Genomic DNA, 12,133 nt, shown 5'->3' on the forward strand with positions numbered 1-12,133 from the left:
ATGGCGAAAAAGAAGATTAGTTACGAGTTATATAGCTACGGTATTTATAGCCGTTGGGAACGCGAATCGAAACAACTGCCAAAGTTGGTGGAGATAACAACACAGATTACGATAAAACCCGATATTGAATTTGGTTATGTAATTAAAATTAAGGGCGCAAAGGGGAAGAAACTTGTATATGAAATTGATCACCCTCTGTTTAAGGATAAACATGGCAATATCGAAGCTCCGTTCGTTGGCGAAGTGTATGTTAATTCAAATGATTATGAATTTTTTCTGGGAGATACGGTATGGGAACCGTACGAAGATAAGGCAGGAGAATGGAAATTATCTACCTGGATGGATGATGAACTAATAGCTTACAAGCAGTTGATCTTGCGTTTGTAGTATTAGTTCATTAATACCATTATCAGAAACATTATAAATCCCAATAAAGCAGCAACAAGTACAACCTCAATAATGGAATAGATAAATATCTTCCTTTTTAGCTTTAGGGTTAAATCACTTTCTTTTTTCACAGGTTTTCTCTCTTTCATGGTCAGTATTAGCCTACAAACTTAAGGGGCAAATTTTGAAAAAACAGGTCAATTAACAGTAATTAACATGCGATTGACATTTTTTAACCTCTTAATGATCATGTAGTCACAAAAAAGCCCCGCATTTGCGAGGCTTTAAATATAATAAGTTAACGAATATTAAACGTTGAAGCGGAAATGCATAATGTCGCCATCTGCTACAACATATTCCTTTCCTTCCACATTCATCTTCCCAGCTTCCTTGCAGGCAAGTTCAGAACCTAAAGATACAAAGTCGTTATACTTTATTACTTCAGCTCTAATGAAGCCTTTTTCAAAGTCGGTATGAATAACACCTGCAGCTTGCGGAGCAACGTATCCTTTTAAAAATGTCCAGGCACGCACTTCTTTTTCACCAGCCGTAAAATACGTTTGTAACTGTAAAAGTTTGTAGGCAGAACGAATAAGTTTAGCAACACCTGATTCTGTCAATCCTAAATCTTCCAAAAACTCCTGACGTTCTTCGAAGGTTTCGAGTTCAGCAATTTCAGATTCGGTTTTTGCTGCGATCATTAAAATTTCAGCATTCTCATCTTTAACCGCATCTTTCAAAGATTCAACATGCGCATTGCCTGAAGTAACCGAATCTTCATCTACGTTACAAACATACATTACGGGTTTGTTTGTTAGCAGATATAAATCATTACTTACTTTTTCTTCTTGCTCATTTAGTTCAACCGTACGAGCTGATTTGCCATTTTCAAGCGCATCTTTATAGCGTTTCAAAACTTCTACAAGTTTCTTTGCATCTAAATCTTTCGAAGTTCTTGATGCTTTCTCTGTCTTCTGAAGTCTGGCCTCAACTGTCTCCAAGTCTTTAAACTGAAGTTCCATGTCGATTATTTCCTTATCTCTAACCGGATCAACAGAGCCGTCAACATGGGTTACGTTATCGTCGTCGAAACAACGCAGTACGTGTATGATAGCATCGGTTTCACGAATATTAGCCAAAAACTTATTGCCTAATCCTTCACCCTTGCTTGCTCCTTTAACTAAACCAGCAATATCAACAATTTCCACTGTTGTAGGTACCACTCGTTGAGGTTGTACCAATTCTTCCAACTTAACCAATCGATCATCTGGTACGGTAATTACACCTACATTAGGTTCGATTGTACAAAAAGGAAAATTAGCCGATTGCGCCTTAGCATTCGACAAACAATTAAATAGCGTTGATTTTCCAACATTTGGTAAACCAACAATTCCACACTGTAAGGCCATATATTTTTCTAATTATTTTACTTGCCAAAAATTCAGGCACAAAAGTAATCCATTTTTCAACAGTCTGAAAACTTGTTAATGCTTATTAACTTATGGGCATGAAAAAAGGGAGCCATTAAGCTCCCTTTTGAATATATAATTTTAAAATTACTAGCTGCTGAATTCGTCAAAAGTACCGGTTTGTAAAAACTCAACACTTTTTTCAATTTCCTTATACATGATTTTATCTTCATTAATAAAATCAACAAACTCGCGATATTGAGATAGGAAGTTCTCCAAGTAAGGCGATGTTTTAGCTGGCTTGCGGAACTCCATAGCTTGAGCAGCATTAAATAACTCAATGGCCAAAACGCGTTCGACATTATCAGAAATTTTCAAGGCTTTGGTTGCAGCATTACCTCCCATACTTACATGGTCTTCCTGTTCGTTTGAAGATGGAATACTATCAACTGACGATGGTGTTGCCATTTGTTTATTCAAACTTACGATTGAAGCAGCTGAGTATTGTGGAATCATGAAACCACTATTCAAACCTGGATTGGCTACCAAGAATTCAGGTAGGCCTCTTTCACCTGAAATTAGACGATAGGTTCTTCTTTCGGAGATGCTACCAATTTCACTCATGGCTATTGATAAGAAATCCATGGCTAAAGCTAAAGGCTCACCGTGGAAGTTACCGCCTGATACAATCATGTCGTCATCAGGAAAAACCATTGGATTATCGGTAACAGAGTTGATCTCTGTTAATACAACACCAGCCACATAGTTAATGGCATCTTTAATAGCACCATGTACCTGAGGTACGCAACGGAACGAATAAGGATCTTGAACGTGTTTCTTTTCACGGGTGATTATTTCACTACCTTCTAAAATGGCTTTAACATTTCTAGCTGTTTCAATCTGTCCTTTGTGAGGGCGAACTGTATGCAATTGTGGGAAGAATGGTTCAATACGTCCATCAAATGCATCTAATGACGTAGCGGCAATAATATCAGCATACTTCGATAAACGGAATGCTTTTAGTAGTGTGTATACACCATGTGAACTCATGAACTGTGTACCATTCAATAAGGCCAGGCCTTCTTTGGCTTCAAGTTTGATTGGTTCCCAACCATTTTCTTTTAACATGTCAGAAGCAAGCATTTTTTCGCCCTTGTAATGAACCTCACCATGTCCTAATAATGGTAGGAAAAGGTGTGCTAAAGGTGCTAAATCACCTGATGCTCCCAATGATCCTTGTTCAAATACAATTGGGTAAACACCATTGTTAAAGAAATCGCACAGGCGCTGAACGGTTTTAAGCTGTACGCCAGAATTCCCCAAGCTTAATGCATGTATTTTTAACATCAACATTAGCTTTACCACATCACGAGGAACTTCGCGTCCGATACCACAAGCATGGCTCATTACCAGATTTTCCTGTAGTTTGCTCAAATCATCTTTCGAGATAGAAATGTTATGCAGTGCACCAAATCCAGTATTGATCCCATAAACAGGACCATCTTCTTTGGCCACTTTATCATCAAGGTATTTTTTACACTTTAAAATTAAAGCAGTTGCTTCTTCCGAAATGGCTAATTGATAGTTTTCGTTTAATATGGTTTCGATTATTTCGAACGAAAGCGGATTTGGTGATATATGATATATTTTTTCCATGCTGTTTTTGTAATAAGATAAATGAATGAAATTAATTATTCAACTCAGGTTGTTGAATGCCACACGTATTTGATCCCAGCTTCTGGAATCAACAAGGTGAAGTCAAAAACATCATGGACAACGAATGTCGCCACCAAATGAGATAAAAAGATGATGTCTGTTTTTTAATATTCTGCCCATAAAAAAGCGGGTAAAGTAAATAATACCTTACCCGCAAAAATATGTATTTTCTAGATTAGATGCTGATGACTTTAATCAATTCGTCGATTGAAACTTTTGTTTGCTCACCAGTCTCCATGTTTTTCAAGGTAAAATTCCCGGCTTGTCGCTCATCTTCACCGGATAAAACGACATATGGAATTTCTTTACGGTTAGCATAATTCATTTGCTTTTTCATTTTCACTGAATCAGGGAAAAGCTCTGCGTTGATGCCTGCCTTGCGAAGTAGAGTAAGTGCTCTAAGAGCATAAAGCTCATCCTCACCACCAAAATTTACAAATAAAGCTCTGGTTTTAGCACCGTCTTCTTTTGGATATAAATCCAGTTGATTCATCACATCGTAGATACGATCAGCTCCAAAGGAAATACCTACACCCGATACATCTTTTAAACCGAATATGCTAGTTAAATCATCGTAACGTCCACCACCAGTAATACTTCCTATTTCAACATCTTTGGCTTTAACTTCAAAAATAGCGCCTGTATAATAATTAAGGCCTCGCGCTAAAGTTAAATCCAATTCAACTTCCAACCCAAGGTTTAAGGCATCAAGATAAGTAAGTACTGTTTCTAATTCATCAACTCCTTTTAGGCCAATTTCCGATTGAGCAAGTACTTCGCGCAACTTAACAATCTTTTCAGAATTAGTTCCACTTAGCATGATGATTGGCTGAATGGTATCAATGGCTTCTTGCGATAAGCCTTTAGATGCCAATTCTTCGTTTACCTTATCTAAACCAATCTTATCCAATTTGTCGATGGCTACTGTAATATCAACAATCTGATCAGCTGCGCCAATTATCTCCGCTATTCCCGAAAGCACCTTTCGGTTATTCAGCTTCAAAACAACATTGATGTTTAAAAGACGATAAACTTCATCAACGATTTGTATTAATTCAACTTCGTTTAAAAGCGAATTACTACCAACCACATCTACATCGCACTGAAAAAATTCGCGATAACGCCCTTTCTGAGGACGGTCAGCGCGCCAAACTGGTTGTATCTGATAACGTTTGAATGGGAATGTTATGTCGTTTTGGTGTTGCACAACAAAACGTGCAAATGGAACTGTCAGGTCGTAACGAAGGCCTTTTTCACTCACTTGAGTGATTAATTTGTTGGAGGCTTTTTCGGCTAATAAACCAGTATCTGCCTTTTTTAAGTAATCGCCCGAATTAAGTATTTTGAAAAGTAACTTATCACCTTCTTCACCATATTTACCAAGCAAGGTTGATAGATTCTCCATTGCAGGCGTTTCAATAGGGAGGTAGCCATACTTTTGGAATACCGACTTTACGGTGTCAAAAATGTAATTGCGCTTAACCATTTCTACAGGAGAAAAATCTCTGGTTCCTTTTGGAATGCTTGGTTTTTGAGCCATCTGTAATATTTTGTTTTGCTTTTTTATAAAATCGATTCTACTAAATCGGCGCAAAGATACTAAAGCTTATTCAACCCTAAAAACAAGAGCCTGAATTCCTTTAAGTATTATTTGTTCGATATAAAATAATGCGAAATTATAATATGGTTTCTTTTATTAGTTGCTTAAGATATTTGTTAGCATCCATCTTATCTTCTTCCCTCGGTGCCCAGCTTGCAAATTGTTTATCATCATCCGAATTGTATGGTCCATCTTTTACTTCGTAGATGACAGTATCTGCTTCAAGTGCCATTATGGTGTGGTAAACTCCTGGTTGTATTTCAATGCCATAGGTATGAGTAGTACGATCAAGAATAAGGTGTTGATCGATTTTTCCATTATTATCAAAGAGAATAACTAAAAGCTTTCCGGAAATAAGAATGAAAGCTTCTCTTTTATCCGGGTTCTCATGCTTGTGTGGATGCACATAACTTTCGGGCTGCAGAACGTTTAACATCCGATGCAATGGATCGCTTGCTTCGTTATGAAAGTTATAGTTTTGCCTTTTCCGCTGAGCTGTTTTCGATTTTTCGATAATTGGCCTGATCAGTTCGTCATTAATAATCATACGTTAGTCATCGTTAAAATTCTTACATGATAAAAATACGACTCTTCATCAAAAGATTTCAGTGTTTAAACGACAATTAATAAACATTTTATACATTCGTCGTATATCTACCCAACGACCTAAATCACCTAATTGATGAATAATGACCATGAGAAAGAAATTATTAATCGTTGATGATTCTATCGCCATACAAGAGCTGTTAAGCGAGTTGCTCACAAAGAATGATGAGAGCTACGAAGTTTTAACAGCTGATGATGGTATAGAGGGCTGTAAATTAGCCATCAAGCATCGCCCTGATCTTATTTTAATGGATTGGGAGATGCCTAAGATGAATGGTATACAGGCTATTACGAATCTAAAGCGAAATGATTTTACAAAGGATATTCCGGTAATTATTATTTCAGCATCGTCGAGTACAAGTAAAATAAAGGTGGCACTTAACGCAGGTGCAATCGATTATATAAATAAGCCAATTGAAGAAACGGAGTTAATGGCGCGTGTAAACGCAGCATTGACTTTATCAGCGACCATTAAAAACTTAACAGAACAACGTAATCAATTAATTCGCACGAATCATAAGAACGATTCAATATTGCGCTCAATTTTGCCTGAGCCAATACTGAATCAAATCAAAGATTATGGTTCGATTCCACCAAAGCAATATCAAAACTGTGTGGTAATATTTGTTGATATGGTCGATTTTACTTCAAAATCAGATCAAATGTCGCCTGGTACATTGCTACGCGAGTTACACGAAACATTTAATGAATTTGATAAGGTAATCGACGACCATCATTGCACACGTATAAAAACCATTGGTGATGCCTACATGGCTGTGTGTGGCATGTTTCGACATCCTAAAAATGTGGCAAGAGAAGCTGTTTCGGCGGCGGTAAAGCTCCGCCAAGCTATTGTAGAAAGAAATAAAACAAATCACATTCAGTGGGAGCTGAAGGTTGGATTATATGCAGGTGACGTAATTTGCAGTTCGGTAAGTACCACAAACTTATCATTTGATATTTTTGGTGATACTGTTAATATGGCGTCGCGCTTACAGGACATGTGCGAACCTATGCAGATTAATATTTCAAAGCGAATTAAAGAAGAGGTAGAAGATCAATATCATATCATTGATCGTACTCCGCGAACTGTAAAAGGAAAAGGGGTTGTGCCAATGTTTTACCTACATCATCCGATTAAACCAAATGATAGTAAAAAAGAAAAGGAGAACTCCGTAAATAGAATTCCCCTTTTTGCTGTTAACTAATAGTATGCTATTTAATTAGTTTTTTGTACTTAATTCGATGAGGTGTATCGTCACCTAATCGGCGTTTCTTATTTTCTTCATAATCCGAATACGATCCTTCGAATGAGTAAATTTTAGAGTCACCTTCAAACGCAAGTATGTGGGTGGCAATTCTATCTAAAAACCATCTATCATGCGAAATTACAACTGCGCAGCCCGCAAATGATTCCAGTCCTTCTTCAAGGGCACGAAGCGTATTCACATCAATATCATTGGTTGGCTCATCAAGTAATAAAACATTACCTTCTTCTTTTAAGGCCATGGCCAAATGAAGTCGATTACGTTCTCCACCCGATAGTATTTCACACTTTTTTTGTTGATCGTTTCCTGCAAAGTTAAAACGAGAAAGGTAGGCACGTGCATTTAATTCTTTGCCACCCATCTTAATGGTTTCTTCTCCCTGAGAGATGATTTCATAAACGGTTTTACCTTCTTCGATATCGTCGTGCGATTGATCAACGTAGGCTACTTTAACTGTTTCGCCCACTTCGAAATTACCAGAATTGGCCTTTTCCAACCCCATGATTAAACGAAACAGTGTGGTTTTACCAGCGCCATTGGGTCCAATTACACCAACAATACCATTGCGTGGTAGGGTAAAGTTTAAATCTTCGAATAATAAACGATCTTCGTAACCCTTAGCTACATCATTGGCCAAAATAACTTTCTCACCAAGGCGAGGACCATTAGGAATGAATATCTCTAATTTTTCTTCTTTCTCTTTAACTCCTTCTTTTAGTAAATTATCATAGGCGCTAAGTCTTGCTTTGCTTTTGGCTTGGCGTGCTTTAGGCGACATGCGTACCCATTCCAATTCACGTTCTAATGTTTTACGGCGTTTCGACTCCTGTTTCTCTTCACTGGCCAGTCGTTTTGTTTTTTGATCGAGCCACGATGAATAATTACCTTGCCATGGAATACCTTCTCCACGATCAAGTTCAAGAATCCAACCTGCTACATTATCAAGGAAGTAACGGTCGTGAGTAATACCAATCACTGTTCCCTTATATTGTTGAAGGTGTTGTTCTAGCCATTGTACCGATTCCGCATCCAAGTGGTTGGTAGGCTCATCTAATAAAAGAATGTCAGGCTCTTGCAATAATAAACGACAAAGTGCAACCCTGCGTTTTTCCCCACCTGAAAGTACTTTTATCGATTGGTCATCAGGAGGACAGCGCAATGCATCCATCGCTCTGTTGAGCTTAGTATCAAGATTCCAGGCGTCGTATTGATCTATCTTTTCTTGAAGTTTTGCCTGTTCATCCATTAGAGCCTGCATTTTATCAGGATCTTCCAGTACTTCAGGATCAGCAAAACGCTCGTTTACTTGCTCATAGGCTTTAAGTACGTCTACTACCTCTTGAACACCTTCTTCTACAACCTGGCGTACCGTTTTATTTTCATCTAGTTGAGGTTCTTGCTCAAGGTAACCAACAGAATAACCAGGTGAAAACACAACATCGCCTTGGTAGTTTTTTTCAACTCCAGCAATAATTTTAAGTAAAGTTGATTTACCCGATCCGTTTAAACCAATGATGCCAATTTTGGCCCCATAAAAGAATGAGAGGTAAATATTATTTAGTACTTTTTTCTGAGGTGGGAAGGTTTTGCTAACACCCACCATACTAAATATGATTTTCTTGTCGTCTGACATGTTTTAAATATATTATAAATTTAATTTGAACTCATTCGTTTTAAATCCTTTGGCAGCAGGCCATCAGGATTTTTCTTGCTAACCATGTGATAATCGAAATAATAAAAACGAGAATCGGCAGCCCCAATTAATATTTTATAGCAGCGAGCCTTATATTTGGTTCCCTGCGGACCTACTTTGTGCACAAAAACTACATTTTCATCTTTGCGCTCGATGGCAGCTGTTACTTCTTCCTGAGTAACAATTTTTATATCGTACGGATATATGTTTTGAACTTTACTTTGCGTGTTAATGGTTTTTGCCAAATCTTCTTTTGTAAGAAGTAGTGTTTTGTTTTTCAGGCTCTTTGTGTTTTTGTTGTAGTATTTAAACACATTGGCTTTAATTAATTCGGGCTGATCAATCATTAATTTAACATGATCTTGAATAAAGCGAACAAAGGCATCCATTTTATAGGCATAACTATCATCTTCAACTCTTAAGTATGACAGAGGAATAGAGCACAGATCAGGAAGATCCTTTACCTTTTTTTCTGATTCACCCATAAGAAGGCTTAGGAAATTATAACGTGCTTTGGTTTTGTCAGCATCAAAAGTAACAACCGTAGAAACCAAAAATGAATAGGACGGATCGTTTTGTTTATCTTCAAATTCTGAGTCTGAGATAAAATCATATTCGGTCAATGTCCATACATTTTTCATGACCTCTTTTATTTTGAAATTAAAATCACTCATAGGATTTGAATCCATTACAACGAGTGTTTTAGTTTTCAGAAAAGCATCGTATTCAGCTTTGGTAGGAAGATGATCTTTAGCTTGCGACGCGCCAATAGCAGCAAGTAATACCAATACTAAGGAAATCTTTCTTTTCATATCGTTTCTTTTTTAAGTAAAGTCGAATAATCAAGCTTGAAAAGTAGCTTAATTGTTAAGCTCCACAAAGTTATTTAAAAAATAGTTTTGTCGGCTATCTATATCTGAACAATTATAGAATAATAAGATATAGAATTTGTTCTTTTTCGTTGCAACTTTTTATTGGAATGATGGTATAAGTTGCTAGCTTTAAAACATGGTTTTGTGCAATTAATTGTATGCACATGCCCAAAAGCGGTTTTTTTTTGATATATTTAAAAGACACATTAGCATAGGTACCCATGATTAAGATTTTAAATAAAATACTATCATTACTTAATTACGAAAAGGATGATAATACAGAAATTGAGCAGCAGACTCCACGTTTAATTAGTAATCTGATTATTTTTATTTTATTCTTAGTTGTTTTTGTAGAAGGTATTTATACCCTTCTTCAGGAGGAGACTTTCTATGCAGCTCCTTTGTTGGTGTTTAGTCTGATTTTTGCGTTTCATTTTTTATTTCTGGGGCGTAAAATGCAGTCAATGGCTGTGCGTAACTCGTTTGTGGTATTTGCCACTTTGGCTTTTGTGTATTTTATTGTGTTTGGAGGAAGTACAGGTTTAAATATTATATGGACTATCTTTTTCCCACCTTTCGTATTTTCATTATTGGGTAAAAAGCGAGGAGCAAGTTTTGCATTTGTTTTCTGGGGAGTAATTTTATTGTGTCTGTTTATTTTGGTGGATGTTATACCAATGGCACAGCCCTACACGATGATGAATCGGATTCTTTTTTCATTGTTTTATTTCTTGTTCTTTATTGTTTCTTATGCCGTACATCATACTTTTTCAGAAATTATTCTCAGTAAGGAACGAAGTGTTTTGGAGTCTCAAAACTTTAATAAAACCCAGGAAGAGTTAATTTCGAAACTTTCGCACCAGATCAGGACCCCACTTAGTAATATTACTGGTATTGTTGATATTCTTGAAAAGACCAATCTTTCGGATGATCAGCGCGATTATATTAATACAATACACGCGTCGTCGAATAATTTGGTGAACGTCGTTAATAGCATGGTAGCAGCTACTACCACTAGTTTTAGTCAGATACCACAAGAAGAAATTAGCTTTAATTTATATTCCACTATTAATAACACCATTAAGTTATTTCAGGACGAGCATGACAAGAAAAAGTTTAGTTTATCCTTATCGGCTGATATTCCCAATAGTGTTATTGGCAATAGTATTAAAATTAAGCAGATATTCTTGAACCTGCTGAATAGTGTACTGAAGTATAACAAGTCGGAAAGCAAACAAGTTACCATTGAGGTTACTCGTAAGGAAGCAGTTTCTGATCGGATCGTTTTGAAGTTTAGAATTGTAAGTAATACAGTGGTACCATTACCTAAGGAGGAATTGCAAGAAGAGGCCATTTATTCCAAGGATATTATTCGATTAAATGCATCTAAGTATATTAACTTGCTCGATCTAGGTATAACGCAGAAGATAATTGAGATGGATGGTAATACCTTAGAGATATTCCCGGGATCGATTAATACTGCTCTGGAGTTTTCGGCATCCTTTAAGGTAAATACAAAAAGTCAATCGATTGAAGCCATCCAAGAAAATACACGCCAGACGAGTAGTTTTTTTAAGCCAAAGATTGATATAGCTAATGCTAATATTTTGTTGGTAGAAGATAATTTTAGTAATCAACAGATTATTATTCTTTACATCAAAAATGAGGTTCAGAAAATTGAAGTAGCATTTAATGGAAAAGAGGCTTTGGATAAATTTGGTAAGGTAAAGTATGACCTAATACTAATGGATGTTCAGATGCCAATTATGGATGGTTTTAAGGCTACTCAGAAAATTAGAGAAATCGAAAAAAGCACTGGAACACACACGCCAATAATTGCCGTAACAGCCAATGCTTTCCCTGAAGATAAAGAAAAGTGTTTGTCCGTAGGAATGGATGATTACATTAGCAAGCCATTCCAACCAGAGGATTTAATTAAGAAAATTAAACAGCACCTCAGTTCATAGGTAAAGCTATAGGTTTACTACCTTTATGGCTTCTTTAAAGTCGTTTAGGATAACGGGCTTTTTAAGAAATGCCTTTGCACCATAATAATCGCAGGTTTGAACAGTATCGTCAGTGGTGTCGCCTGATACAACCACTACAGGTACACCTAACCATTCTTCCTCTAAGTCTTCTAATATAGAGAAGCCATCTTTCTTCGGCATGTGAATGTCAAGAAGTACTAAGTCAGGTTGCTCTTTTACAATCTTATTCCAACCATCCAGCCCGTCTTCAGCTTCCACAATGGATACATCATATTTACTTAATAAGGTTTTTAATATTAGCCTGCTATCAGGAGCATCATCAATAATTAGGATCTTTTTCATTCTTCTGTAATTTGAGTGTGTGAAATATGACATTAATTTAGTATGATTAATTGTATATGTCAATTTGAAACATTGTTTTTACTCGTAATAACGGTTGATTTTCATCAATATGTGTTTGATGAACATAAAAAACGCATTGTGGTTTTATTTGTTTTTTAATCACTAGTGACCGACTAATTTTTTAAAATGAGGGTACTCCCTAAAGGTTTCCCCTCAAAGTTGTAAATTGATTTTGCGAAACATTTTACAACA

11 protein-coding genes are annotated in these 12,133 nt (G+C 36.5%); 3 read left to right on the forward strand and 8 right to left on the reverse strand.

What is annotated here, in order from left to right; genetic code table 11:
• Complete coding sequence (locus tag ACRD7B_RS20000; protein WP_430826423.1) at positions 1 to 387, forward strand: DUF3859 domain-containing protein; 387 nt, start codon at positions 1 to 3, stop codon at positions 385 to 387.
• A 2-nt stretch (positions 388 to 389) separates the two neighbouring features.
• Here the strand turns inward: ACRD7B_RS20000 and ACRD7B_RS20005 are convergent, their stop codons facing one another.
• The 5 genes from ACRD7B_RS20005 to ACRD7B_RS20025 form a co-directional block, all read right to left on the reverse strand.
• Complete coding sequence (locus tag ACRD7B_RS20005) at positions 390 to 536, reverse strand: hypothetical protein (protein WP_430826424.1); 147 nt, start codon at positions 534 to 536, stop codon at positions 390 to 392.
• Positions 537 to 695: 159 nt separating this feature from the next.
• Positions 696 to 1,796, reverse strand: coding sequence for a redox-regulated ATPase YchF (ychF, locus tag ACRD7B_RS20010; protein ID WP_430826425.1), 1,101 nt, complete (start codon positions 1,794 to 1,796; stop codon positions 696 to 698).
• 150 nt (positions 1,797 to 1,946) lie between these two features.
• Positions 1,947 to 3,452, reverse strand: a complete 1,506-nt coding sequence (gene hutH, locus ACRD7B_RS20015) for a histidine ammonia-lyase (RefSeq protein ID WP_430826426.1) — start codon at positions 3,450 to 3,452, stop codon at positions 1,947 to 1,949.
• A gap of 235 nt (positions 3,453 to 3,687) precedes the next feature.
• Entirely contained in the window at positions 3,688 to 5,052 is a 1,365-nt protein-coding gene (gene hisS / locus ACRD7B_RS20020) for a histidine--tRNA ligase (RefSeq protein WP_430826427.1), read from the reverse strand.
• Positions 5,053 to 5,188: 136 nt separating this feature from the next.
• Positions 5,189 to 5,659 (reverse strand): WbuC family cupin fold metalloprotein, encoded by a 471-nt coding sequence (locus ACRD7B_RS20025; RefSeq protein WP_430826428.1) that lies wholly within the window; start codon positions 5,657 to 5,659, stop codon positions 5,189 to 5,191.
• Positions 5,660 to 5,807: 148 nt separating this feature from the next.
• On the opposite strand from ACRD7B_RS20025, the gene ACRD7B_RS20030 reads away from it, so the two are divergent.
• The gene (locus ACRD7B_RS20030; protein ID WP_430826429.1) at positions 5,808 to 6,926 is read left to right on the forward strand and encodes an adenylate/guanylate cyclase domain-containing protein; all 1,119 of its coding nucleotides are present in this window, start codon (positions 5,808 to 5,810) and stop codon (positions 6,924 to 6,926) included.
• Positions 6,927 to 6,933: 7 nt separating this feature from the next.
• On the opposite strand, the gene ettA is transcribed toward ACRD7B_RS20030, so the two are convergent.
• On the reverse strand, positions 6,934 to 8,619 hold the full coding sequence (gene ettA, locus ACRD7B_RS20035) for an energy-dependent translational throttle protein EttA (protein ID WP_430826430.1): 1,686 nt from the start codon (positions 8,617 to 8,619) through the stop codon (positions 6,934 to 6,936).
• 20 nt (positions 8,620 to 8,639) lie between these two features.
• Positions 8,640 to 9,491 (reverse strand): hypothetical protein, encoded by an 852-nt coding sequence (locus ACRD7B_RS20040; RefSeq protein WP_430826431.1) that lies wholly within the window; start codon positions 9,489 to 9,491, stop codon positions 8,640 to 8,642.
• Between the two features lie 281 nt (positions 9,492 to 9,772).
• On the opposite strand from ACRD7B_RS20040, the gene ACRD7B_RS20045 reads away from it, so the two are divergent.
• Positions 9,773 to 11,518, forward strand: a complete 1,746-nt coding sequence (locus ACRD7B_RS20045; protein ID WP_430826432.1) for a response regulator — start codon at positions 9,773 to 9,775, stop codon at positions 11,516 to 11,518.
• Positions 11,519 to 11,524: 6 nt separating this feature from the next.
• Here the strand turns inward: ACRD7B_RS20045 and ACRD7B_RS20050 are convergent, their stop codons facing one another.
• Positions 11,525 to 11,881, reverse strand: a complete 357-nt coding sequence (locus tag ACRD7B_RS20050; RefSeq protein WP_430826433.1) for a response regulator — start codon at positions 11,879 to 11,881, stop codon at positions 11,525 to 11,527.
• Positions 11,882 to 12,133: the final 252 nt, after the last annotated feature.

This window comes from Carboxylicivirga fragile (assembly GCF_050589805.1).
In the GTDB taxonomy this organism is placed as follows: domain Bacteria; phylum Bacteroidota; class Bacteroidia; order Bacteroidales; family Marinilabiliaceae; genus Carboxylicivirga; species Carboxylicivirga fragile.

Excerpts from the sequence above, each read along its gene's own strand:
- ACRD7B_RS20045 (WP_430826432.1), top strand. The coding sequence starts at position 9,773 with ATGATTAAGATTTTAAATAAAATACTATCATTACTTAATTACGAAAAG.
- ychF (WP_430826425.1), bottom strand. The coding sequence starts at position 1,796 with ATGGCCTTACAGTGTGGAATTGTTGGTTTACCAAATGTTGGAAAATCA.
- ACRD7B_RS20050 (WP_430826433.1), bottom strand. The coding sequence starts at position 11,881 with ATGAAAAAGATCCTAATTATTGATGATGCTCCTGATAGCAGGCTAATA.
- ACRD7B_RS20030 (WP_430826429.1), top strand. The coding sequence starts at position 5,808 with ATGAGAAAGAAATTATTAATCGTTGATGATTCTATCGCCATACAAGAG.
- ACRD7B_RS20025 (WP_430826428.1), bottom strand. The coding sequence starts at position 5,659 with ATGATTATTAATGACGAACTGATCAGGCCAATTATCGAAAAATCGAAA.
- hutH (WP_430826426.1), bottom strand. The coding sequence starts at position 3,452 with ATGGAAAAAATATATCATATATCACCAAATCCGCTTTCGTTCGAAATA.
- hisS (WP_430826427.1), bottom strand. The coding sequence starts at position 5,052 with ATGGCTCAAAAACCAAGCATTCCAAAAGGAACCAGAGATTTTTCTCCT.
- ACRD7B_RS20005 (WP_430826424.1), bottom strand. The coding sequence starts at position 536 with ATGAAAGAGAGAAAACCTGTGAAAAAAGAAAGTGATTTAACCCTAAAG.
- ettA (WP_430826430.1), bottom strand. The coding sequence starts at position 8,619 with ATGTCAGACGACAAGAAAATCATATTTAGTATGGTGGGTGTTAGCAAA.
- ACRD7B_RS20000 (WP_430826423.1), top strand. The coding sequence starts at position 1 with ATGGCGAAAAAGAAGATTAGTTACGAGTTATATAGCTACGGTATTTAT.
- ACRD7B_RS20040 (WP_430826431.1), bottom strand. The coding sequence starts at position 9,491 with ATGAAAAGAAAGATTTCCTTAGTATTGGTATTACTTGCTGCTATTGGC.